The organism is Rhodococcus sp. Z13, assembly GCF_025837095.1.
Classification (GTDB): Bacteria; Actinomycetota; Actinomycetes; order Mycobacteriales; family Mycobacteriaceae; genus Rhodococcus; species Rhodococcus sacchari.
Map to the genome: position 1 here is coordinate 3,665,903 of NZ_CP107551.1, position 23,586 is coordinate 3,689,488.

The 23,586-nt window shown below is 70.5% G+C and carries 19 protein-coding genes; 3 read left to right on the plus strand and 16 right to left on the minus strand.

Annotation, left to right across the window (positions count from 1 at the left end):
• Positions 1-17: 17 nt before the first annotated feature.
• A complete protein-coding gene (locus tag OED52_RS16810) occupies positions 18-872 on the minus strand; it encodes an NUDIX hydrolase (RefSeq protein WP_264151980.1) in 855 nt (284 codons plus the stop codon).
• 137 nt (positions 873-1,009) lie between these two features.
• Between OED52_RS16810 and OED52_RS16815 the strand changes: the two genes are divergently transcribed.
• The 3 genes from OED52_RS16815 to OED52_RS16825 are packed head-to-tail and all read left to right on the plus strand — an operon-like array spanning position 1,010 to position 5,703.
• Positions 1,010-2,362, plus strand: coding sequence for a hypothetical protein (locus OED52_RS16815; RefSeq protein WP_264151981.1), 1,353 nt, complete (start codon positions 1,010-1,012; stop codon positions 2,360-2,362).
• Complete coding sequence (locus OED52_RS16820; protein ID WP_264151982.1) at positions 2,359-3,321, plus strand: glutamate ABC transporter substrate-binding protein; 963 nt, start codon at positions 2,359-2,361, stop codon at positions 3,319-3,321. Before OED52_RS16815 ends, OED52_RS16820 begins: the two co-directional genes overlap by 4 nt.
• A gap of 3 nt (positions 3,322-3,324) precedes the next feature.
• Positions 3,325-5,703 (plus strand): serine/threonine-protein kinase, encoded by a 2,379-nt coding sequence (locus tag OED52_RS16825; protein WP_264151983.1) that lies wholly within the window; start codon positions 3,325-3,327, stop codon positions 5,701-5,703.
• Between the two features lie 19 nt (positions 5,704-5,722).
• On the opposite strand, the gene OED52_RS16830 is transcribed toward OED52_RS16825, so the two are convergent.
• The 15 genes from OED52_RS16830 to OED52_RS16900 all read right to left on the minus strand — a co-directional run bounded on the left by OED52_RS16830 (position 5,723) and on the right by OED52_RS16900 (position 23,574).
• Positions 5,723-6,943 (minus strand): acetate kinase, encoded by a 1,221-nt coding sequence (locus OED52_RS16830; RefSeq protein WP_264151984.1) that lies wholly within the window; start codon positions 6,941-6,943, stop codon positions 5,723-5,725.
• Positions 6,940-9,024 (minus strand): phosphate acetyltransferase, encoded by a 2,085-nt coding sequence (gene pta, locus OED52_RS16835; RefSeq protein WP_264151985.1) that lies wholly within the window; start codon positions 9,022-9,024, stop codon positions 6,940-6,942. The genes OED52_RS16830 and pta overlap by 4 nt, the downstream gene beginning before the upstream one ends.
• 65 nt (positions 9,025-9,089) lie before the next feature.
• Positions 9,090-10,103, minus strand: a complete 1,014-nt coding sequence (gene fgd / locus OED52_RS16840; protein WP_264151986.1) for a glucose-6-phosphate dehydrogenase (coenzyme-F420) — start codon at positions 10,101-10,103, stop codon at positions 9,090-9,092.
• 115 nt (positions 10,104-10,218) lie between these two features.
• Positions 10,219-11,361, minus strand: coding sequence for an LLM class flavin-dependent oxidoreductase (locus OED52_RS16845; RefSeq protein WP_264151987.1), 1,143 nt, complete (start codon positions 11,359-11,361; stop codon positions 10,219-10,221).
• Positions 11,358-12,128 carry a DUF1684 domain-containing protein gene (locus OED52_RS16850; RefSeq protein WP_264151988.1) on the minus strand — a complete coding sequence of 257 codons (771 nt, stop codon included), beginning with the start codon at positions 12,126-12,128 and terminating at the stop codon, positions 11,358-11,360. The genes OED52_RS16845 and OED52_RS16850 overlap by 4 nt, the downstream gene beginning before the upstream one ends.
• On the minus strand, positions 12,125-13,495 hold the full coding sequence (locus tag OED52_RS16855; RefSeq protein WP_264151989.1) for an NtaA/DmoA family FMN-dependent monooxygenase: 1,371 nt from the start codon (positions 13,493-13,495) through the stop codon (positions 12,125-12,127). The genes OED52_RS16850 and OED52_RS16855 overlap by 4 nt, the downstream gene beginning before the upstream one ends.
• Positions 13,496-13,508: 13 nt before the next feature.
• The gene (locus tag OED52_RS16860; RefSeq protein WP_264151990.1) at positions 13,509-14,600 is read right to left on the minus strand and encodes an LLM class flavin-dependent oxidoreductase; all 1,092 of its coding nucleotides are present in this window, start codon (positions 14,598-14,600) and stop codon (positions 13,509-13,511) included.
• Positions 14,590-16,185 carry a dipeptide ABC transporter ATP-binding protein gene (locus OED52_RS16865; protein WP_264151991.1) on the minus strand — a complete coding sequence of 532 codons (1,596 nt, stop codon included), beginning with the start codon at positions 16,183-16,185 and terminating at the stop codon, positions 14,590-14,592. Before OED52_RS16865 ends, OED52_RS16860 begins: the two co-directional genes overlap by 11 nt.
• A complete protein-coding gene (locus OED52_RS16870; protein WP_413247679.1) occupies positions 16,182-17,075 on the minus strand; it encodes an ABC transporter permease in 894 nt (297 codons plus the stop codon). The genes OED52_RS16865 and OED52_RS16870 overlap by 4 nt, the downstream gene beginning before the upstream one ends.
• Positions 17,068-18,111 carry an ABC transporter permease gene (locus tag OED52_RS16875; protein WP_264151992.1) on the minus strand — a complete coding sequence of 348 codons (1,044 nt, stop codon included), beginning with the start codon at positions 18,109-18,111 and terminating at the stop codon, positions 17,068-17,070. The genes OED52_RS16870 and OED52_RS16875 overlap by 8 nt, the downstream gene beginning before the upstream one ends.
• Positions 18,112-18,114: 3 nt before the next feature.
• Entirely contained in the window at positions 18,115-19,764 is a 1,650-nt protein-coding gene (locus OED52_RS16880) for an ABC transporter substrate-binding protein (RefSeq protein WP_264151993.1), read from the minus strand.
• Between the two features lie 138 nt (positions 19,765-19,902).
• Positions 19,903-20,949 (minus strand): LLM class flavin-dependent oxidoreductase, encoded by a 1,047-nt coding sequence (locus OED52_RS16885; protein ID WP_264151994.1) that lies wholly within the window; start codon positions 20,947-20,949, stop codon positions 19,903-19,905.
• Positions 20,946-21,452, minus strand: coding sequence for a GNAT family N-acetyltransferase (locus tag OED52_RS16890; protein ID WP_264151995.1), 507 nt, complete (start codon positions 21,450-21,452; stop codon positions 20,946-20,948). The genes OED52_RS16885 and OED52_RS16890 overlap by 4 nt, the downstream gene beginning before the upstream one ends.
• Positions 21,449-22,582: an FAD-dependent oxidoreductase gene (locus OED52_RS16895; RefSeq protein ID WP_264151996.1), complete on the minus strand. Its 1,134-nt coding sequence runs from the start codon at positions 22,580-22,582 to the stop codon at positions 21,449-21,451. Before OED52_RS16895 ends, OED52_RS16890 begins: the two co-directional genes overlap by 4 nt.
• Positions 22,583-22,605: 23 nt before the next feature.
• Positions 22,606-23,574, minus strand: a complete 969-nt coding sequence (locus OED52_RS16900) for an ABC transporter substrate-binding protein (protein ID WP_264151997.1) — start codon at positions 23,572-23,574, stop codon at positions 22,606-22,608.
• Positions 23,575-23,586 lie beyond the last annotated feature (12 nt).

Sequence of the window (23,586 nt, forward strand, 5' to 3'; positions counted from 1 at the left end):
GCCGCCGGCCCGAGAGGTCAGAGCCAGCCCAGCACCGTCGACGGCGACACCGCGACGATGCCCTCGGGCAGCCGGTCGCGCAGCCCGCGGTCGGCGGTGACCACGACGGTCACGCTCGGGTCCACCGCGGTGGTCGTCGCGGCGGCCAGCCGGGCGAGTTCGTCGTCGCCGCTGCCGGCGGCGGTGTGCACCGGCAGGCGGGCGTCGTCGACGACCGCGTCGCGGGCCTGTCCCTCGAGCACGACCTCGATGCGGGGCACCCAGCCGAACAGTCCACCGGGCAGTTCGACGGTGCGGGGCAGCACCGCGGCGAGGTCGGCGAGCAGTGCGCTCGTCGCGCCGGGGCGGTCGCGCCACCAGCCGGTGGGGCCGCTCGTCCCGAGGACGTTGGCGGTGTCGAGCAGCATCCGTACCGGGCAGGTGCGCAGCGCCGGCCAGGCCTCGGCGAAGCCGCGGTGCAGGGGCATCGTCTCGACCTCGGACTCGGGCACCCAGCGCAGTTCGGTGCTCTCCCCGTTGAGGGCGGTGTCGAGCGGGCGGGGCGCGTCGGCGATCACCGTCGTGTAGGTCCAGCCTCCCGGCAGCCCGGAGGTGACCCGCTCGGTCCGCACCGACAGCGCCGCGACGTCGATGCCCGCTTCCTCGTGAGCCTCGCGCACGGCCGCGTCGACGGTGCTCTCGTGGGAGTCGCGGGCGCCGCCGGGCAGAGCCCAGGTGCCGCCCTGATGGCTCCAGGCCGCGCGGTGCTGCAGGAGCACCGCGGGGGTGCCGTCGGGCAGGGGTGCGCGCAGCAGCAGTCCGGCCGCGCCGTGCCGCCCCCAGCGCTTCTCCCCGTCGGGGCCGACCGCCCACCCGTCACCGTCACCGCGCATCGCGTCCGCCTCCCTGGTCCGGGCCCCTGCGGAACCGTGTCGGAGCCCCGGATCCCGCCGTCCGTGGACGGCAACAATACCGCCGTGCTGCTTATATGCTCGCCTCGAGACCGACGACACGAGGAAAGGGGTGCGCCGTGGGTGTTCGCGTACCCCCTCCGGTCGTCCCGACCGGCGGCACGGTCGAGGCTACCGAGGATCCGGGCACTTCGGGCGTCCGCCGCGAGGATCTGCGCGACGTCCTGAGGTCCACACCCGCCCGCCTGGTGACGTTCGGGGTGATCCTGACGATCCTGCTCCTGGTGTCGGCGGTGGCGTCGGCGACCGCCGTGGACCAACGGCAGGACACCCACGATCGGTTGCTCGAGTCCACCGAACCGCTCGCCTACGCGGCACAGAACCTCTACAGCGCCCTGTCGGTGGCCGACGCCGCCGCGGTGACCGGCTTCATCTCGGGTGGTCTCGAACCGGAGGAGGTGCGCGACCGCTACCTCCGGGCGGTCTCGGAGGCCTCGGAGTACCTGGTCGTCGCGGCGACCGGGCTGACCGACGCCGATGCGACCACCGTCCACCACCTCACCGAGATCGGGCGGCTGCTCCCCGTCTACACCGGCACGATCGAGACGGCACGTGCCAACCACCGGGTCGGCAACCCGGTGGGGGCCGCCTATCTGGGCGAGGCGTCGCACCTGATGCAGACCGAACTGCTCCCTGCGGCGCAGGAACTCCACAGCCGGGGTGTCGCCGCGGTGGAGGCGACCCAGCGTGCCGCGGTCCGGCCGCCCTGGCTCGCGATCGGTCTCCTCATCGTCACGGTCGCCGCTCTGGGGGCGACGCACATTGTGGTCAGCCGTATCAGTCACCGCGCCCTCAATCCGGGGCTGCTGGTGGCCATCGGCGCGACCGGGCTGGCCCTGTGCTGGTTGCTCTTCGCGGGTCTGGCCTCGTCGAGTGCGACCGAGCAGGCCATCGAGCACGGCGCCGAGCCCCTGGCGACGCTGACGCAGGGCCGCATCGTCGCGCAGCAGTCCCGCACCGCCGAGACCCTGCTGCTCGCGCGCCGCGACACCTCCGGGGTCTACGACACCACCTTCGGCGAGAACATGACCCTGCTCGGCGACATCCTCGACCGCTACGCCGGCAGTGCCGAACCCGTCGCGGGCCGCGACACCGTCGAGGTGGCCCGCGCGGCGCGCGAGGCGTGGCTCAACTCGCATCGTCGTACCGTCGACGCCCTCGGTCGCGGCGACTACGCGGCCGCGACGGTACTGGCCGTCGGGCCCGGACCGGGCGAGTCCACCACCCAGTTCGCCGCCCTCGACACGGCACTGCGCGACAGCATCGTCGCCACCCGCACGGAACTGCGCGACAACGAGTTCCGGGCCTCGCGCACCCTCCTCGGTCTCGCCCCGGCGACGCTGGTGCTGCTCGGGGTGGCGCTGCTCGGGGTGTGGCTGGGTCTGCGCCCCCGATTGAAGGAGTACCGGTGAGGATCCGCAGAGCGGCCGCCGGCGTGTGCGCGCTCGCCGCGCTCGCCGCGGGATGCGCGACCGATCCGCCGCCGCGCGCCCCCGAGGTGGAGACCTCGTCGACCTTCGCGCCGTTGCCGGAGCGCGCCCATCCCGTCGAGTCCACGCTGACCACTCCCCCGTCCCCGGACTGCGGCGACCCGACGGAGAGCCTGCCGCCCGACGCCGACGCCACCGGCCCGGCAGTCGACCGGATCCGGGCACGCGGCCGGCTCGTCGTGGGCCTGGACACCGGCAGCAACCTGATGAGCTACCGCGATCCGGTCACCGGCCGCATCACCGGCTTCGACGTGGACGTCGCCCGGGAGATCGCCCGCGACCTGCTCGGCGACCCGGATCTCGTCGACTTCCGCATCCTCAGCTCCGCCGAACGCGAGGAGGCGCTGCAGAACTCGACGGTGGACATCGTCGCCAAGACCATGACCATCACCTGCGCACGCCGCGAGAAGGTCGACTTCTCCACCGAGTACTTCCGCGCGCAGCAGCGGGTCCTGGTGGTCAAGGGGTCCGGTATCCGCAGCGCCGCCGACCTCGCGGGGCGGCGGGTGTGTGCGGTCGACGGCACGACCTCGCTGGCCCGCCTGCAGCAGGTGCAGCCCGCGGCGTCGATCCTGGCGGTGCCGTCCTGGGCCGACTGCCTCGTGGTGCTCCAGCAGCGGCAGGTGGACGCGGTGAGCACCGACGACACGATCCTCGCCGGTCTGGCGTCGCAGGATCCCTATCTCGAGCTCGTCGGCCCGTCCCTCGGCTCCGAGCCGTACGGCATCGGCATCACCAAGGGCAACGACGATCTCGTCCGCGTCGTCAACGCCACCCTCGACCGGATCCGCACCGACGGCACCTGGGAGCGGTTGTACGACACCTATCTGCGGGTGCTCGGCCCCACACCGGCACCGCCGACGCCGAAGTACCGGGAATGAGCCATGACCGACGATCCTCGCTCACGCGACCAGCCGGCCACACAGGCCGCCGACCTCGGCCCTGAGACGCAGCGGGCCGAACCCGGCCAGGGGACACAGAAGGCCGAACCCGGTCAGGGGACACAGAAGGCCGGTACCGGCCGGGGGACCCGGCCCGCGGATTCCGGTCCCGCCACCGTCGCCGGACGACCCGAACCGACGTCCGCGCGGCGGCCCGTCCGGTCGACCTCTCAGCGCACGTCGACCCGCCGTAGCCGGCTCCGCGGCACCGAACGGCGGCGCATCGCCGGTCTCGTCGACGTGCCGGTGCCCGCCCCGAAGGACCCGATGGATGCGGTGCTGCGCAATCCCCTCGTGGCCGAGGGCAAACGCTTCTGCTGGAAGTGCAACGACCCGGTGGGCCGCAGTACCGCCACCGGACCGGGGCTCACCGAGGGCGACTGCCCGAAGTGCGGCAGCCACTTCCAGTTCACCCCGGCGCTGAAGCGCGGTGATCTGGTCGCTGGGCAGTACGAGGTGCAGGGTTGCATCGCGCACGGCGGCCTGGGCTGGATATATCTCGCGATCGACCGCAACGTGAGCGACCGCTGGGTGGTGCTCAAGGGACTGCTGCACTCCGGTGACGCCGAGGCGCAGGCCGTCGCCATGGCCGAACGGCAGTTCCTCGCAGAGGTGAGCCATCCGAGCATCGTGCGGATCTACAACTTCGTCGAGCACCCCCAGCCCGACGGCACCCCCATGGGATACATCGTCATGGAGTATCTCGGCGGGCACACCCTGCGCACGGTCCTCGACACCTACGAACCGCCCGAGCGCATGCCCGTCGAGCAGGCCATCGGCTACATGCTCGAGGTACTGCCCGCCCTGCAGTACCTGCACGACATCGGTCTGGTCTACAACGACCTCAAACCCGAGAACATCATGGTCACCGACGAACAGGTCGAGCTCATCGACCTCGGTGCCGTCACCGGGATCGAGGACTACGGATATCTCTACGGCACACCGGGATACCAGGCACCGGAGATCGTCCGGACCGGCCCCACCGTGGCGACCGACATCTACACGGTCGGGCGCACCCTCGCCGTGCTCACCCTCGACATGCCGTCGGACAAGGGCCGCTATCTCGACGGACTCCCCACCCCGGAGCAGGCGCCGCTGCTCGCCGAATACGACTCCTACCACCGGTTGCTGCTCCGCGCGACGAATGCAGATCCGCAGCAACGTTTCTCGTCGGCGGACGAACTCGCCGGGCAGCTCACCGGGGTGTTGCGCGAGATCCTGTCGAAGAAGCTCGGCACCGAACATCCGGGACTGTCGACGCTGTTCAGCCCGCAGCGCACCACCTTCGGCACCGACGAGGCACTCGTGCGCACCGACGTCTACGCCGACGGCATCGAACGCGACGCCAACCTGCGTGGCCGGGATGTCGCGGCGGCCCTGCCGGTTCCGCTGGTCGACCCCAACGATCCGAGTGCCGCGCTGCTCGCCGCCGCCGTGCACAGCGAACCGCAGCAGACCCTGGACTCGCTGCGGCACGCCCGTGAGAAGGGATTCGAGCGGCTCGCGGGGTCCTCGGAGGCCTCGATCAGCCGGGAGGTGACCTTCGCCGAGATCCGCGCCCATCTCGATCTGGGGCAGGCCGACGCCGCGACGGAGATCCTCACGCGGCTCGAACGCGAGGGCGGCAGCGACTGGCGGTCGGACTGGTACGCCGGCATCGCGGCGCTGCTGCAGGACGACTACGAGAAGGCCTTCGCGCGGTTCGACAAGGTGCTGCAGGCCCTACCCGGGGAGGTCGCCCCGAAGGTCGCCCTGGCGGCCACCGCGGAACTGACCCTGCAACACTGGGAGAGCGACGATCCGGAGGCCTGGCGGCAGTTCTGCGAGGAGACCTACCGCACCGTCTGGCGGACCGACCACGGGCTGGTCAGTGCGTCCTTCGGTCTGGCCCGGCAGCTCACGGCGCGCGACGAGATCCGCAGTGCCGTGCAGGTTCTCGATCAGGTACCGCCGACCTCGCGGCACCACAGTGCCGCGACCATGACGGCGGCCCTGATCCTGTTGCGTGGCGGGCGGGTCGACGAGATCACCGAAGCCGACCTGCGGGAGGCCGCGCACCGTGTCGCGGCGCTGCCCGCGGACGAGAGCCGCGCTCTGCAGATGCGGGCGCTCGTGCTGCGGACCGCGCTCGAATGGGTGCGCAGCGGCAGGTCGTCGCGGCGCGAGCACGACCGCATCCTCGACGTGCCGTTCACCGAGAAGGGGCTGCGTCTGGGCGCCGAGGCGGCGCTCCGGCAGCTGGCGCGCAAGGCACCGACCCGTTCGCACCGCTACACCCTCGTCGACCTGGCGAACGCGATCCGGCCGCGCAGCCTCACCTGATCACGGCAGCCTCACCCGATCAGGAGCGGGGTCGCGCGAAAGCCACTGCGGCGCGGGCGATGGCGAGTTCCTCGTTGGTCGGGATGACCAGCACCTCCACCTGCGACCCGTCGGCGGAGATACGGCGCTCCCCCTCCTCGGCGGCGCCGTTGCGGGTGTCGTCGACGACGATGCCGAGACGGTCGAGACCGGCCAGCGCGTCGTGGCGGACGTCGGCGTTGTGCTCCCCCACCCCGCCGGTGAAGACGATCGCGTCCACACCACCGAGTTCGAAAGTGTACGCCCCCACGTACTTCCGGATGCGGTGCACGTAGACGTCGTAGGCGAGGCGAGCGTCCTCGTCGCCCGCCTCGACGAGTTCGTGCAGGGCGCGGAAGTCGTTGACCCCCGACAGGCCCTTCAATCCCGAATGCCGGTTGAGCAGGTCGTCGAGGGCGTCGACACCCAGGCCGACCGTCCGGTGCAGGTGCAGGACGAGGCCGGGATCGACGTCGCCGCTGCGGGTACCCATCACCAGCCCCTCGAGCGGGGTCAGACCCATCGACGTGTCGATGGGGTGTCCTCCGGCGATCGCGGAGGCGGAGGCGCCGTTGCCGAGGTGCAGCACCACCAGATTCAGCTCCGCGATGCCGCGGCCGAGGAAGTCGGCGGCGCGGTGTGCGACGTACTCGTGGGAGGTGCCGTGGAAGCCGTAGCGGCGGAGGCCGTGCTCGCGGGCGATGTCCCGGTCGATGGCGTAGGTCGCCGCCGGGGCCGGAAGATCGTGGAAGAAGGCGGTGTCGAAGACCCCGACGTGCGGAACGTCGGGCAGTTCCTCGCGCGCGACCTCGATTCCGATGACATTCGCGGGATTGTGCAGGGGTGCGAGCACCGACAGGTCGGCGACGGCGCGGACCACGTCGTCGTCGATGAGCGTGGGTTCGTGCAGGTTCATGCCGCCGTGCACGATCCGGTGCCCCACCGCGACGATGCCGACCTCTTCGAGCGGACGCCCGAGCCGTTCGAGCATCCCGAGTACCGCGTGCAATCCCTTCCGGTGGTCGGGAATCGCTCCGGTCTCCTCGATCGTGCCGGTGGTGTGGTGGAAGACGATCCGGCCCTCCGGCTCCCCGATCCTCTCGATCAGCCCGTGTGCCGGGGACTTCCCGCTGACCGGCTCGATCAGCTGGAACTTGATGGACGACGAACCGGAGTTGAGCACCAGCACGAGGGCGGGGGTGTCGGGGTCGGGGCTGCTCACGACTGCTCCTCCTGCGCCTGGATCGCCGTGATGGCGATGGTGTTGACGATGTCCTGGACCAGGGCACCGCGGGACAGGTCGTTGACCGGCTTGTTCAGCCCCTGGAGGACGGGCCCCACAGCGACGGCGTCCGCGCTGCGCTGCACCGCCTTGTAGGTGTTGTTGCCGGTGTTCAGGTCCGGGAAGACGAACACCGTGGCGCGGCCGGCGACGTCCGAGCCGGGCAGTTTCGCGTCGGCGACCGTCGGTTCGATCGCGGCGTCGTACTGGATCGGTCCTTCCACGAGCAGGTCGGGGCGGCGTTCCCGCACGAGAGCGGTTGCGGTGCGGACCTTGTCGACGTCGGCTCCCGAACCCGACTCGCCGGTGGAGTAGGACAGCATCGCGATGCGCGGTTCGATGCCGAAACGGGCGGCGGTCGCGGCCGAGGAGATCGCGATGTCGGCGAGCTGGTCGGCGGTGGGATCGGGCACCACTGCGCAGTCGCCGTAGGCGAGCACCCGGTCGTCGAGGCACATCAGGAAGATGCTCGACACCGTCGACACACCGGGTTCGGTCTTGATGATCTCGAGTGAGGGCCGGATCGTGTGCGCGGTGGTGTGCGCGGCGCCGGAGACCATGCCGTCGGCGAGCCCGAGATGCACCATCATCGTGCCGAAATACGAGATGTCCCTCATTATCTCGCGGGCCCGGTCGAGTGTCATACCCTTGTGGGCGCGCAGCCGTGCGTACTCCTCGGCGAACCGTTCGGTGAGCTCGGAGGTACGCGGGTCGAGGATCTGCGCCTCGGACAGGTCCACGCCGAGCTCGGCGGCCCGCTGCCGCACCGCGGCCTCGTCGCCGAGGATGGTCAGCTGTGCGATGCCGCGCTGCAGCACCCGTCCGGCGGCCCGCAGGATCCGGTCGTCCTCGCCTTCGGGAAGCACGATGTGCCGGAGCTGTGTCCGGGCGCGGTCGATGAGCTGGTATTCGAACATCTGCGGGGTGGTCACCGACGGGCGGGGCAGCCGCAGCCGGTCGAGCAGGGCGCGGGAGTCGACGTGGCGTTCCATCAGGGCGAGGGCCGTGTCGATCTTGCGTTGTGCGCCGAGCGCCATCCGCCCCCGGGTGCGGTCCGCGGCCGCGGCGATGTCGAGGGTGCCCAGCTCGGTGGTGAGGATCGGCAGCGACGGTTTCAGCGCCGCGAGGAGCCGCGCGATCATCGGGTGGGGCCGGAGCCCGTCGTTCATGACGATGCCGGCGAGCGTCGGGAAACCTTCGGCAGCACTGGCGTTGACGAGGGTGAGGACGACGTCGGAACGGTCGGCGGGGGCGATGACGACGACGCCGTCGGTGAGCCGCTCCAGAATGTGTTCGGCGGTCATGCCGTCCACCATGATCCGCAGCGCCTCGCGTTGCAGCAGGTCGGGATCACCGCTGTAGAGCTCACCGTCGATCGCGGTCATCAGCTCCGCCAGGGTGGGGGCGACCAGCGCGGGTACGTCCGGCAGGGTCCACACCGGTTCGCTGCGATCGGCCAGGGCGGCGGCCACCTCGTCGAGAGCGTCGGGATCGCACCGGTTGACGACGACGGCCCCGAGGTGGGCGTGCTGCGCGGCCAGTTCACTCGCGCACACCGCGGTGAACTGGGCGATCTCGGTGGGGGTGCGCCGCGCGCCGCGCAGGACCAGCAGCACGGGGGCGTCGAGGTTGGCGGCGATGCGGGCGTTGTACGACAGTTCGCTGGGGTTGGCGATCTCGGTGTAGTCGCTGCCGACGACGACGACGGCGTCGCAGCGGTCGGCGACGGCGTGGTACCTGACGACGATGTCGCTGAGCGCGGCGTCGGGGTCGGCGTGGACGTCGTCGTAGGTGACGCCGACGCAGTCGTCGTAGCCGAGGTCGACGGTGGTGTGTTCGAGCAGGAGCTCGAGGATGTAGTCGGTGTCGCTGTCGGAGCGGGCGATGGGGCGGAAGACCCCCACGCGGGCGGTGGAGGCGCACAGCGTCTGCAGTACGCCCAGGGCGACGGTCGACTTGCCGGTGTCGCCCTCGGGAGCCGCGATGTAGATGCTCGTTACGGAATCCGCCTCGACGCTCATGGGTGTCACCCTAATGCGGGGTGCCCGTTCCGGCGGGGCACCCCGCGACACGTCCGGGTGTGTGATCAGGCGAGGGCGCGCAGGCGCGGCGCGAGGTCGCGTTCGAACAACTCCAGGAACCGCCGCTGATCATGACCCGGCGCATGGAACACCAGATGATTCAACCCCGCATCCACATACGCCTTGACCTGCTCGACCGCCTCGTCCGGATCCGACGCCACGATCCACCGCTTGGCCACCTGCTCGATCGGCAACGCATCGGCCGCGGCCTCCATCTCGATCGGATCGTCGATCGAATGCTTCTGCTCCGGCGTCAACGACAACGGCGCCCAGAACCGCGTGTTCTCCAACGCCCGATCCGGATCGGTGTCGTACGAGATCTTGATCTCGATCATCTTGTCGATCTGCACGACATCCCGCTCCGCCTTCGCCGCCCCCTCCGCCACCGCCGGCAGGAGTTTGTCGGTGTAGAGCTCCATGCCCTTGCCCGAGGTGCAGATGAACCCGTCCCCCGCCCGTCCCGCATACCGCGCCACCATCGGACCACCGGCGGCGATGTACACCGGGATACCGCCCTCGGGCACGTCGTAGATCGACGCCCCCTTCGTCGAGTAGAACTCCCCCTCGAAATCCACCCGGTCCCCGCGCCACAGCTCGCGCATCAGCCGCACCGACTCCCGCAGCCGCGCGAAGCGTTCCTTGAACTCCGGCCACTGGCCCGCATAACCGGTGGCGATCTCGTTGAGTGCCTCACCGGTGCCGACCCCGAGGAAGATCCTCCCCGGATACAGGCAGCCCATCGTCGCGAACGCCTGCGCGATCACCGCCGGATTGTACCGGAACGTCGGCGTCAACACACTCGTGCCGAGCTGCAACCGCTGCGTGCGCTCCCCCACTGCGGTCATCCACGCCAGTGAGAACGGGGCGTGCCCACCCTGGTGGCGCCACGGCTGGAAATGATCCGACACCGTCGCCGAATCCATCCCGTGCGCCTCGGCGAGCACGGCCAGCTCGACCAGCTCCCGCGGCCCGAACTGCTCCGCCGACGCCTTGTACCCCAACTTCAGACCCTGAGCCACCGCATCCTCCGACCTTCACGTGTTCGACGCCCCGAGTATGCCGCCTCCCCTCCCGAAAGTTGAGGGAGGTCGTGTGCGTTTTCGTGCGGAAAAACGCACACAACCTCCCCGAAGTTCAGGCCGCGCGGATGCGGGCCAGGCCCCATTCCCGGGCGAGGAGCTCGTACGAGCGCACCCGGTCGGCGTGTCCGTGCGTCACCGAGGTGACGACGAGTTCGTCGGCGTCCGTGACGCGCCGGAGCGTGTCGAGGCGTTCGGCGACGGTGCCCGGCGACCCCACGAACTGGGTGACCAGCCGGTCCTCGACGAGTTCGCGCTGCTCGTCGGTGAGCGGCGGGGTGGTCTCCGGGTCCGGATACGGGATCGCGCCGTGGCCCGAGCGGATGCTGTGCGTCCAGTGCCCGTAGGTCGACGCCAGTTCGCGGGCGGTGGCGTCGTCGTCGGCGACCACCGCGTCGGCCGAGACCACCACGTAGGGCTTCCTCAGGATCGACGACGGACGGAACGCCGCCCGGTACGCCTCGACCGCCTCGACGGTCGTCCCGGGGCTGACGTGGTAGTTCGCGCCGAAGGGCAGGCCCAGGCGACCGGCGAGTTCCGCCGACGGGCCGGCGCTGGAGCCGAACACCCACACCTCGACGTCGGCGCCCTCCCCCGGGTTGGCGTGCAGGTCGGTGCCGTCGGGGGTGGTGAAGGTGCCGTCCAGGAAGGCGAGGATGTCCTCGACCTGCCGGGCGAAGTCGGGCGACTCGGCGCCGGGCTGCTGCAGCAGACCGAAGCTCGTGGCGAGGCGCGACGACGACAGCAGCTTCGCGGTGGGGAACGGCGGCGGGATGATCAATCCGTCGCGGATCTGCGTGGGCCGCGGCGCGGGTTCCGGTGCCGATCCGGCCGCCAGCGCCTCGGCGCGGCGCTGTCCCGACCGCCCCAGCCCGAGGTCGATGCGCCCCGGGTACAGGGCGTCGAGGGTGCCGAAGGATTCGACGACGCCGATGGCGGTGTTGTGCCCGAGCTGCACCGCAGCGGCACCGACGCGGATGGTGCTGGTCGCGGCGGCGATCGCCCCGACGAGCACGGCGGGGGCCGACGACGCGACCGCCACGAAGTGGTGCTCGGCGACCCAGTAGCGCTTGTAGCCCCACGCCTCGACCTTCCGGGCGAGGTCGAGGGTGTTGTGCAGGGCCTGCGGCACCGTCGACCCCTCGCTGACCGGCGAGAGGTCGAGCACCGACAGCGGAACCGGATTCACGGCGTTCACGACGACTCCCGGACCCGAGGATTGCGTTCGCCGGCCTCGACGGCGAAGGGAAGACGGTTCTGCGGCGGTGCGATCGGGCAGGTCGCCGCGTCGGTGAAGGCGCACGGCAGGTTCGCGGCGCGCGTGAAGTCGAGGGTGACCGTCCCGTCCTCGGCCGGCTCCCCGATCTGCAGGATCCGCGCGGCCGGATAGGTGGTCACCCCGGAGGTCGCATCGGTGAACAGGATGCGCAGCGGACCATCGGCCACCCCGAAGGCGACGAGTTCGTGCTCGGCCCCGTCGTGTTCGAACCGGATCACCCCCGCCGCCGGGTGGTGGTGTTCGAGTCCGTCGACGACCGCGGCGGTGGTGACGACCCGCTCGTCGTCGAACGCCTCGAGGCGGCCGGTCAGCACCCAGGCCGGGTCGGGTTCGTAGGCCGGGATGCCGGAGAACGACGCCAGGGCGGGCGCCGTCCGGTCGTGGATGCGGATGGCGAACCGTCCGGTGCGGCGGATGATCTCGACGTAGCCGCGCTCGAATTCCACCTGCACGCCGGGGGCACCCTCGACGGGTTCGTAGGCGGTGGTGCCGCCGTCGAGTTCGTGGACCACGCTCTCTCCGTCGGCGTGCCAGTAGCCGGGGGCCTCGTCGAAGGAGGTGGGGGTTCCGTCGAGCCAGTGCAGCGCCGTCAGGCTCAGCCAGCCGAGGGGCTGCCGCAGAGCGTCGTTGCGTTCGGCATGCCACCGCTGCCAGTCGTCGACGAACTGATCGAGTGTTGCGGTCATGACGCGCGGGCTCCTTCGGTGACGGTGTGCGGGTCGCGCAGGTTCAGATGCCCACGCAGGGTGCTGCTGTCGTAGTCGGTGCGGAAGCTGCCGCGTTCCTGCAGCAGCGGGACGACCGTGTCGACGAACTCGTCGAGGCCGCCGGGGGTGAGATGCGGGACGAGGATGAAGCCGTCGCTCGCGTCGGTCTGGACGTAGAGGTCGATCTCGTCGGCGACCTGCTGCGGGGTGCCGACGAACTGCTGGCGGGCGGTGACCTCGATGATGAGTTCGCGGATGCTGAGGTTCTCGGCGTCCGTCTTGGCCTTCCACTGCCGGGCGACGGCGAGCGGATCCTTGGCGTGCCGCACGCGCCCACGGGTGATGATGACGTTGTCCTCGGGCTCGACGTCCGGCAGTGGGCCGTCGGGGTCGTAGGCCGACAGGTCCTTGCCCCAGACCTGTTCGAGGAAGGCGATGGCGGTCTGCGGGCCCACCTGCTGCAGGCGGATGTGCCGGGCGCGTTCCTCCGCCTCCTCGGGGGTGTCGCCGAGGACGAAGGTCGCGGCGGGCAGGATCTTCAGGTCGTCCCAGCTGCGCCCGTACTTGGCGAGGCGGTTCTTGACGTCGGTGTAGAAGGCACGGCCCTCCTCGAGGGTGCCGTGGCGGCTGAAGATGGCGTCGGCCTTGGCGGCGCCGAATTCGCGGCCCTCGTCGGAGTCGCCGGCCTGCAGCAGCACCGGGTGGCCCTGCGGGCTGCGCGGCACCTCGAAGCGTCCGGTGATGTCGAACTGGGTGGTGTGGACGTCGAACGGTGTGATATCGGTGTCGGCGGCGAAGACCCCGGCCTCCCGGTCGATCACCGGGGCGTGCTCGGCCCAGCTGTCCCACAGCTGCCGGGTCACGTCGACCACCTCGGCGGCGCGGACGTAGCGCTGCGAGTACTCGAGGAAGCCGCCGCGGCGGAAGTTCTCGCCGGTGAACGCATCCGGCGACGTCACGAGGTTCCACGCGGCGCGGCCACCGGAGAGGTGGTCGAGGGTGGCGAACTGCTTGGCCAGTTCGTAGGGCTCGTTGAAGGTGGTGTTGATGGTGCCGGCCAGACCGAGATGGGTGGTGGCGCCGGCGAGGGCCTCGAGCACGGTGAGGGTGTCGGGGCGGCCCACGACGTCGAGGTCGTGGATGCGGCCGCGGTGCTCACGCAGCCGCAGGCCCTCGGCGAGGAAGAAGAAGTCGAACCGGCCGCGCTCGGCGGTGCGAGCGAGGTGCAGGAACGACGAGAAGTCGATCTGGCTCCTCGATTCCGGGTCGGCCCACACGGTGGTGTTGTTGACGCCCGGGAAGTGCGCGGCGAGATGGATCTGCTTGCGAACGGTGTTGCGGGACACGGTGATCGTTCCTTCAGTGAGCGGCGACGAAGCGGTTGGCGGGACGGGGCAGACCGAGCCGGTCGCGGAGGGTGCCGGTGGCCGGTGCCACCGCGGGGCGCAGGACGGGCAGGACGTCCTCGACGAGGCGTTCCACCGTGGCGGCCAGCGCGAGCGGGCGCACGGTCACCCCGTCCACTCCGCTGACGCCGGAGAGGAATTCGAGCAGGCTCGCGGGCGTGCCGGAGTGTACGAGGGTGTCGGAGCGGTAGGGCTCCCCGGCCCACTGTTCGAGCCGGGCGAGGTCGGCCGCGGCGTCGTCGCCGAGCAGCACGTCGACGTCGAGCAGCACGAAGATGCGCCGGTCCTCGGCCCGCGTCCGGATGCGGGTGGCGAGGTCGGCGGCGGCCGCGAGGTCCGTGGCCCGGATACGCACGAGATCGGCGCGTTGCACCGCGAACTCGAGGGTCTCCTCACCGGTGACCGTCACCGCGACCAGCGGTTGTCCCTGCGGCGAGCGCGGCACGATCGACGAGCCCTTGACGGAGAAGTACTCGCCGACGAAGTCGATGTAGTGGACCTTGTCGCGGTCGATGAAGCGGCCGGTGGCGACGTCTCGGATCTCGGCGTCGTCCTCCCAGCTGTCCCACAGTCGCGCCGCGACCTCGGCGGCCTCGTGCGCCTCCGCCCACAACGATGCGGTGTCCTGTTCGTCCTTGCGGCCGAACAACTCCACGACGCCCGGCGTCACCGCGACCTCCCAGCCGGCGCGACCGAGGGTGGTGTGGTCGATCGTCTGGATCGCCTTGGCGACGTGGAAGGGTTCGGTGTGGGTGACGGTCGCGGTGGGGATCAGGCCGATGCGGGAGGTCGCGGTGGTCAGGCGCGCGGCGAGCCCGATCGCTTCGAGCCGGCCGCGCACGGTGTTCTCGCCCGAGACGACACCGAAGGTGTCGGGGAAGAAGGCGAAGTCGGCTCCCGCCCGGTCGGCGGCGCCGACGAGGTCGGCCCAGTAGCGGGGGGTGAACAACTCCTCGGCGCGGGAGTCGTCGCGGCGCCACGACGCGGGGTGGACGCCGGTGCCCGCGAACTCGACGGCCAGCAACAATTCTGAACTATCGGACATGATGGACCTTCCCGGGAATCGCATCGAGCAACGTTCTCGTGTACTCGTGCTGGGGGTTGTCGAAGATATCTGTGGTGGAGCCGTATTCGACGACGCGACCGGCCCGCATCACGGCGACGGTGTCGCTGATCTGCCGGACGACCGCGAGGTCGTGGGAGATGAACAGGTAGCTCAGGCCGAGTTCGGCCTGCAGCGAGGTGAGCAGGTCGAGGATCTGCGCCTGCACCGACACGTCCAGGGCGGAGACCGGTTCGTCGAGCACGAGCAGGTCGGGCCGCAGCGCCAGGGCCCGGGCGATGGCGACGCGCTGCCGCTGCCCGCCGGACAGTTCCGCGGGCCGGCGGTCGAGATGCGCCGACGACAACGCCACCTGGTCGAGCAACCGCGCGACGTGCTCGGCGCGTTCGGCGCGGGTGCCGACCCCGAAGGCGTCCAGCGGTTCGGCGACGATGTCGCGGATCCGCAGCTTCGGATCGAGGGAGGCATAGGGGTTCTGGTGCACGAGCTGCACCCGGCGGCGCAGCGCCCGCAGGGCGCCACCGCGCAGGCCGGTGATGTCCTCCCCGTCGAACCGCACCTGTCCGGCGGTGGGGGTCTCGAGCCGGATCGCGATGCGGGAGACCGTGGACTTACCGGACCCGGACTCCCCCACCAGCGACAGGGTGCCGCCGCGGGGAACGTCGAACGACACGTCGCGCACGGCGTGCAGCGCCGACCTGCGGTCGATGCGGAAGGTCTTCGACACGTGCGAGACCGACAGGATCGGCTTCGCCTCGCGCGGGGCGGGGCGGGCCGGGGCATCCGCGAGGCTCGGTGCCGCGGCGATGAGCGAGCGGGTGTACTCGTGCTGCGGGTCGGCGAGGACCTGTGTGGCCGGACCGGTTTCGACCACGCGCCCGTTCTTCATGACGACGATGCGGTCGGCGCGGTCGGCGGCGACACCCAGGTCGTGGGTGATGAGCAGGACGGCGGCGCCGGTCTCGGCGATCCGGGTGTCGAGGTGGTCGAGGATGCGTCGCTGGACCGTCACGTCGAGGGCGCTGGTGGGTTCGTCGGCGATGACGAGGTCCGGTCGGCACGCGAGGGCGATACCGATGAGCACGCGCTGTCGCTGCCCACCGGACAGTTCCTGCGGATACTGCTTGGCGCGTAGCTCCGGATCGTCGAGTCCGGCCTCGGTGAGGATGCGCAGCGTCTCGATCCTCGCGGTGCGCCGGTCGGCGAGGCCGTGGATGCGCAGCACCTCGGCGACCTGGTCGCCGACGCGGACGACGGGATTGAGCGAGGTGGTGGGATCCTGCGGGACGAAACCGATGCGGGCGCCGCGGATACGTTCGAAGGCACGCTCGGACAGGTCGTTCAGGCGGGTGCCGTCGAAGGTCACCGACCCGGCGGTGACGCGGCCGGTGCCGGTGAGCAGGCCGATGATCGCCTGGGCGGTGGTGGATTTGCCGGAGCCGGATTCGCCGACCACCGCGACCACCTCGCCGCGCGCGACGGTGAGGTCGACGCCGTCCACCGCGACCACCGGTTCGCGGACCGTTCCGTAGGCGACCTGCAGGTCGCGGACCTCGAGCAGGGTCATCGGGCGCTCCTGTTCTCGATGGTGTGGCCGATCCGGTGGGCGGACAGCACGACGGCGACGATGACCAGGCCGGGCAGGGTGGTCATCCACCACGCGGCGGCGAGGAAGTTGCGACCCTCGGAGATCAGCGATCCCCATTCGGGGGTGGGCGGGACCGCGCCGAACCCGAGGAAGCTCAGCGACGACACGGCGAGCACGGCCATGCCGAACTCGACAGCGGCCAGCGCGGTGACGGGGGCGTAGGAGTTGCGCAGCACGTGCCGGCGCAGCACGGTGTGCCGGCGGACACCGCACGCGAACGCCGCCTCCACGTAGAGGGCCTTGCGGACCCGCAGCACCTCCGAGCGCATGACGCGGGCGAAGTTCGCGACCAGGCTCACGCCGACGGCGATCGCGACGTTCATCGTGCCGAAGCCGAGCGCCGTCACGAGTGCGAGGGAGAGCAGCAGCGCCGGGATGGACAGCAGGACGTCGACGATGCGCATGAGGACCGCGTCGACGGCCCCGCCGAGCGCACCGGAGATCAGTCCGACGAGGGAGCCGACCACCAGGGCGATGCCGACGGCGACGAGGGTCGCGGTGAGCGACAGTCCGGCGCCGTGCACGACGCGGGTGTAGACGTCGCGGCCGAGATTGTCGGTGCCGAACCAGTGGGCGAGGCTCGGCGGCTGCAACTTGTCGGCCGGTACCCCCTGCAGCGGGTCGCCGGAGGCGAACACCGAGGGGAACAGGGCGAAACCGACGGCGAGCAGCAGCACGAGTGCGGACACCGCGACCACGAGATTGCGGCGCAGCACCGACAGCACGTGCTGCAGACGGGAGTCCTTGCGGGAGAACTGTTCCGGGGAGAGACGGGTCGTCTCCGGTTCGCGGATCAGCGTGTCAGACACGGGCCTCGACCTCCAGCAGGGTCTCGTCGGCAGCGTTCTGCCCACCCGACGCCGTGCCACGGCTCTCGCTCGATGCCGTGCCACGGCTCTCACCCGATGCCGTGCCGCCGTGGGTGATGCGCGGGTCGATGAGGGGATAGAGCAGGTCGACGGCGAGGTTCACGAGCACGAACACCGTCGCCGAGAACACGACGATGCCCTGCACGACCGGAATGTCCTGTGTCATCACCGCTGTCTGGGTGAGTCGCCCGATCCCGCTGCGGGAGAAGACGGTCTCGACCACCACGGAGCCGGCCAGCAGGTTGCCGACGACGACCCCGGCGATGGTGAACGCCGGGATGCTCGACAGTTTCAGGGCGTGCCGCGTCTGGATCCGCAACCGGGACGCACCCTTCGCGCGGGCCGCCTCGATGAACGGCTGCCGCCAGGTGGTCTGCAGGCTGGTCGCGAGGACCTGGGCGATCACCGCACCGGTGGGCAGGGCGAGGGTGACGGCGGGAAGGATCACGTGTGCGATGCCCTGGTCTCCGAAGGCCGGAAAGAGCCGGAGTCGGAACGAGAACAGTTGCAACAGGAGCAGACCCACCCAGAAGGTCGGTACCGCCACACCGAGCGGCGGCAGGCAGAGCAACAGGTTCCGCAGCCACCCGAGGCGGGTGTAGGTGGCGAGGACGGCCAGTGCCGTGCCGAGTACCACCGCCAGGACCAGGGCGGTCACGGCGAGGACGAGGGTGCTCGGCAGGGCGGCGGCGATCGCATCGGTCACCTGCTGCCCGGTCGAGATGGACATGCCGAGGTCACCCCGGACCGCGTTGCTCAGTGCGTGCCAGTACTGCACCCACACCGGCTGATCGAGGCCGTAGCGGGACTGGAGCTGTTCGATCGCGGCGGCGTCGACCGGGGTCCCGGCGTCGGCACCGGCGGCGATGCTCACCGGGTCGGACGGCAGCAGGTAGAGCACCGCGAACGACACCGTGAACGCCGCCCAGAGCACACCGACGGCCTGGAGTATGCGGGATCCGAGGTAACGCAGCACGATCTACTCGCTCAGCCAGGTGTCGAAGAACTGGAGCCGGGCCGAGGCCTCGAACTTCAGGTCGGCCACGTTCGGGCCGGCGCCGATGGCCTGCGACAGTTCGACGGTGGGGATCCACAGGCCGTTGTCGAGGACGAGCTGCTGCGCCTGGCCGATGAGTTCGGCGCGGGCCGCGGGGTCGGTCGTGGACAGCTGACGGTTCAGCACGTCGTCGAGCTCGGGGATGGGGCCGCGCTTGTTGAGGTTGCGGCCCTCGAGGCCGAAGGCGGTGCGTAGGATGTCGCCGTCGGCGCGGGTGCTGTTGTAGTAGTTCGACTCGTAGTCGCCCGAGTTCTGCCGCGCCGTGGATTCCGGGGTGGAGACGAGGTCGAGCTGCAGGTCGATGCCCACCGCCCGCAGCTGCTGCTGCACCAGTTCGAGGATGGCCTGGTTACCGGCGAAGACGGAGCTGAACAGCACGGGGAAGCTCAGGCGCTGCCCGTCCTTGACGCGGATCCCGTCCGGGCCGGGCACCCAGCCCGCCTCGTCGAGGATCTGCTGGGCCTTCGCCGGGTCGTAGGTGACCTCGTCGAGTTCGACGTAACCGGGGGTCGCGGAGGCGAGAGTGCCGGTCGCCGGACGGAAGTCCGGGCCGAGGACGGTGTCGACGAGTTCCTGCCGGTCGATCGCCGGGACGAGCGCGCTGCGTACGGCCGGGTCGGCGAGGACACCGCGGCCGACGTTGGGCTGGAAACCGAACGGGAGGCCGGGATTCGGGGTGGTGAGGATGCGGCCGCCCGTGCCTTCGATCTGCGGGGCGTCCTGCGGCAGCGCGTCGGAGACGGCGTCGAGCTGACCCGAGGCGAGCGAGCCGGTGCGGACACCGGATTCGGGGACGATGGTGAACTCGATGCGGTCCAGATAGGCCTCGCCGTCGTGGCCGAACGCCTCGGAACCCCACGCGTAGCCGGTGCGCTTGACGAGGGTGGCCGACTTGTCCTGCTGGTAGTCCTCGAAGACGAACGGGCCGGTGCCCGACAGTTCACCTGCGCAACGTTCCTCGGCGCTCTTGGCGGTGTCGGCGTCGGAGAGGAGGCCGAGCTGCACGGTGGCGGTGGCCTGCAGGAAGGGTGCGTTCGGGGCGGAGAAGTTCACCTGGGCGGTGCGGTCGTCGACGACGGTGGTGCCGGTGTACCCGGCGAGATAGCCGACGGCCGAGGGTGCCTTCACACCACCGAGGGTGTTCACGATCGCGTCGAAGTTCTTCTTCACGGACTCGGCGGTGAACGGGGTGCCGTCGCTGAACGTCACGCCGTCCTTCAGCCGGAAGGTGAACTGCGTGCCGTCCTCGTTCGACTCCCAGCTCTCGGCCAGCCACGGCACGATCTCGCCGGTCGCCGGGTCCTGGTCGGTGAGCGAGTCGACGACCTGCCGGACGACGTAGATGGTCTGGTTGGTGCCGGACTGCGCCGGATCCGCGCAGGTGGGTGCCTGCGACAGGCCGTAACGCAGGGTGCCGCCGGGCTGCGGGTCGCCGGTGGGGGCCGAACCGGCCTCGGTGCCGGCACCGCACGCGGTCAGCGCGGCCGCCAGCACGGCGGTCGCGGCGGTGGTGGTGGCGAACCGGGACGCGGAAGAGGAGAGGGACAACGACGTGCTCCGTGATCTGGGCATGGCACCGGGGCATCACGCGGATGCGATACCGCGGTGCGTGGGAGGGTCAGGGTCGTGGCTCGAGGTTACGGAGCCGACGGTGGGAGGCATACCTTTTCTCTCACCGCGATCGGAAGGGTTCCCTGCGGCGAGAACGCCTCAGGCGGGGACGGGGTTGCGATGCGGTACGGTCGCCCGCAGGACGGGCGCGACCTCGGCCTGGAACAGTTCGAGGCTCGCCCGGTACTCGGCCTCGGTGAGGCCGCCGCGGTCGGCGGTGACGTGCATGACCTCGTGCCCGAACCGCTCGTGGTAGCGGAGCACCTTGTCGATCACCTGCTGCGGGCTGCCGATGAGCGCGGAGGAGCGTTCGACGAAGTCCTCGATCGTCTCGAAGACGACGGGTAGCCCACTCTGCCTCGCGAATTCGAGCCGTTGCTCGAACAGTGGCCGGTACCGTTCGACGGCCTCCTGCGAGGTCGGCGCGACGTAGAGGCCGGCGGTGCCGGCCCCGATCCGCGCCGCCGCGGGATCGTGCCCGTAGGCGACCCAGCGTTCCCGGTAGTGGTCGATGAGCTCGGCGTACGGCTCGATGGGGTTGGTGAGGTTGGCGGAGAAGATCGGGTCGCCGTACTGCGCGGCCAGATCGACGGATTCGCGGCTGGTAGCGCTGCCGTGCCAGATGGTCGGGCGCTTCTGCAGCGGGCGCGGCACGGTGACGGCGTCGGACAGTGGCGGCCGGAACCGGCCCTCCCAGGTCACCGTCTCGTTCTCCCACAGAGCCCGGAACAGTCCGTAGCCTTCGCGGTTGCGGTCCCACTGATCCTCGGTGGTGACGTGGAACAGCTCGGCCTGGGCGGTGCCGTTGCCCTTGCCGATCATCAACTGCAGGCGGCCGCCGGACAGGTTGTCGAGGGTCGAGTAGTCCTCGAACGCCCGCACCGGGTCGAGCAGGCTCAACGTCGTGACGCCCGTCCACAGTTCGAGGGTGCTGGTGCGGGCTGCGATGTTGCTCAGCACCACCGGTGGCGCCGACGCCAGGAACGGCTTCTCGTGTCGCTCCCCCACCGCGAAGCCTTCGAAGCCGAGCTGTTCGGCGAACACCGCGGTATCGACGACCTCGCGCAGCCGTTCGGCCGGGGAGACCAGCTCGCCGGTGACGGGATCGGGTTGGTGGATGATCAGGCTCAGCAGCAGGAACTTCACGCGGAGGCCGCCTTTCGGACGAGGTGCTTCTCGAAGGGATGCGGGCCGATCTCCTCGGCCGGCTTCCGGGGGTCGAACAGTGCGGTGTAGCCGGCCGCGAGGTACAGGGCGACCGCTTCGGGCTGCCGCCATCCGGTGGTGAGGTAGATGCGGGTGTAACCCCGCTGCGCCGCTTCGGCTTCGAGTTCTTCGAGGACGATGCGGCCGAGACCACGGCGACGGTGGTGCCGCGACGTCCAGATCCGTTTCAGCTCGGCGGTGTCCGCGTCGTAACGCTGGAAGGCGCCACCCGCGACGGGGGTGCCGTCCTCGACGAGGACGAGGAGCGCACCGTCGGGCGGCGCGAACCGGTCCTCCGGGTAGGTGGTGAGACTTTCGTACTGTTCCTCGAAGGGCCGCTCGTAGCGGGTGCTGTACTCGACGGCGAGTTCCTCGAGCAGCGGCGCGGCGAGCGGGTCGTCCTGCCGCACCGCGCGCACCTCGAGCCGGCGGGTACCGCTCACGAGACCCCCACCTGCTGGCGGCTGCCGAACCGGAACGGTTCGGGAGCGGTGGCGATGCCGTCCGCGAGGTCGGCGACGAGTTCACCGATGGCGGGGCCGAATTTGAAGCCGTGCCCGGAGAATCCGGCCGCGACGGTCACGGTTCCGGTGCGGTCGACGACGAAGTTCGAGTCCGGGGTCGTCGTGTAGAGGCAGGTGTCCACTCTGGCACTGTCGGCATCCACTCCCGGAAGCCACGTCCGCGCGTACTCGACGAGCCGCTCCACACCGCCGGGGTCGGCGACGAAACTGCGGGTGTCGGGATCGACCTGCGGCCCGGTGCCGTGCTCCCCGATCTTGATGCCGTCGATGGAACCGAGCCCGTAGATCCCCTCCCCCGTGAGCTGCGCGCCGCGGTGGTGGACGAAGCTGGGCCAGTCGGCGTCCGAGACCGGCACGAAGTGCGCGGGTTGCTCCTGCGTGGTGCGCAGCGGCGGCAGCACGGGACGGGCGGTGAGGTCCGCGGCGTCGAGCAGGGTGCGGGTCCATGCCCCGGCCGCGACGACGACGTGCCGTGCGTAGATCACGGTGTCGTCGAGGACGACCTCGACCCCGCCGGTGGTCTCGCGGATCAGCCGCACGCCGCTGGTGTGTCGGACCTCGGCTCCGGCATCGGCCGCCGCCTGCTGGAGTGCGGCGACGGCCCGGTCGGCGTGCAGCCGTCCCGCGTCGGGGTGGAACAGCACGGTGGTGTCGAATCGGATTCCCGGCCAGCGCTGTTCCGCTTGGTCGGGGGTGAGGAGGGTGTGGTCGATGCCGAGTTCGGTCAGCGACCTCGCCTTGGCGTGCACGGCGTCGGGCAGGCCGTGGTCGACCGCGCCGGTGAGGTCGAGCAACCGGGTGCCGGTGGTCTCCTCGAGCTGCCGCCACAGCGGCAGCGCGCGGGCCGCGAGGGCCGTGTGGAACTGCCCGTCGTAGGCCTGCCGGTAGATGCGGGAGCTGCCGTGCGAGGCTCCCCGGTGGTGGCCGCGCTCGAACTGTTCGAGCAGGGTCACCCGGCGGCCGCGTGCCGCCAGTCGCCAGGCGGCCGCCGATCCCATGACACCGCCGCCGACGATCACGACGTCGACCGGTCCGTTGACGCGAGACATGATGTATCCCCGAGTTTTTCCGACTAGGAGGTCTTGGGCAGGCCGGGCGGGTTGATCCGCGAGACCTCGATGGCTTCGCTGGTGATGCCCCACCGTTCGAGAACCTGTGCGTAGGTGCCGTTCTCGATGATGTGGTTGATGGCCTCGTTGATCGCCTCGATCAGGCCGTTGTCCTTCTTCGTCAGCACCGCGATCTCCCCCTGCAGGTCGAGTCCGGCGCCGGAGAAGGTGCCGGCGACCTCGGTCTCGCCGGATTGCAGGGCGTGGAAGGCCGAGGTCGGGTTCGGCCCGACGTACGCGTCGATGCGGCCGGAGCCGAGGGCGAGGTAGTAGTCGACGGCGTTCTGGTAGTAGAGGATCTCGGCGGGTGCGAGGCCGGCGGCGATGTTCTGCTCGTTCCACTCGACGAGCAGCGCCTCCTGGTTGGTGCCGGAGCCGACACCGACCTTCAGTCCGGCGATGTCCTCCGGGCCTTCGAAGGTGATGCCACTGTCCTTCTTCACCTCCACGGCGAGACTGTCGAGGCGGTAGGTGGCGAAGTCGTACTTCTCCTTGCGTTCCTCGGTGACGGTGACGTTGGAGATGAACAGGTCGGCCTCACCGGAGTCGATGCGCACGAAGTTCTGCGCCCAGTCCGCGGCGGTGAGTTCGACGTCGAGGTCGAGGACGTTGCCGATGAGATGGGCGAAGTCGGTTTCCGAACCGATGATCGTCGCGTCGTCGTCGGCGTAGAAGCGCAGCGGTGGGACGGTACCGGCCGACCCGGTGACGACGAGGGTGCCGCGGTCGCGGATGTCCTGGGGTACCTTGGCGGCGATTTCCTCGACCGGTTCGGTGGTGATGCGGTTCTGGTCCGCGGTGAGGTTGTAGCCGGCGTCGGTGGCCGCGTCGGCCTCGGCGGTGGGTCCGGAGCTGCAGGCCGTGGTGCCCAGGAGAGCGAAAGCGGCCAGGGCCGAGGCGAACACGCGTGCCCGGCGGGTGGAAGCGAACATCGGTACCTTCTC

Bases quoted from the DNA above. Each gene is read 5' to 3' on its own strand.
- OED52_RS16810 (WP_264151980.1), bottom strand. From the start codon at position 872: ATGCGCGGTGACGGTGACGGGTGGGCGGTCGGCCCCGACGGGGAGAAG.
- OED52_RS16850 (WP_264151988.1), bottom strand. From the start codon at position 12,128: ATGACCGCAACACTCGATCAGTTCGTCGACGACTGGCAGCGGTGGCAT.
- OED52_RS16900 (WP_264151997.1), bottom strand. From the start codon at position 23,574: ATGTTCGCTTCCACCCGCCGGGCACGCGTGTTCGCCTCGGCCCTGGCC.
- OED52_RS16895 (WP_264151996.1), bottom strand. From the start codon at position 22,582: ATGTCTCGCGTCAACGGACCGGTCGACGTCGTGATCGTCGGCGGCGGT.
- OED52_RS16880 (WP_264151993.1), bottom strand. From the start codon at position 19,764: ATGCCCAGATCACGGAGCACGTCGTTGTCCCTCTCCTCTTCCGCGTCC.
- OED52_RS16865 (WP_264151991.1), bottom strand. From the start codon at position 16,185: ATGACCCTGCTCGAGGTCCGCGACCTGCAGGTCGCCTACGGAACGGTC.
- OED52_RS16860 (WP_264151990.1), bottom strand. From the start codon at position 14,600: ATGTCCGATAGTTCAGAATTGTTGCTGGCCGTCGAGTTCGCGGGCACC.
- pta (WP_264151985.1), bottom strand. From the start codon at position 9,024: ATGAGCGTCGAGGCGGATTCCGTAACGAGCATCTACATCGCGGCTCCC.
- OED52_RS16825 (WP_264151983.1), top strand. From the start codon at position 3,325: ATGACCGACGATCCTCGCTCACGCGACCAGCCGGCCACACAGGCCGCC.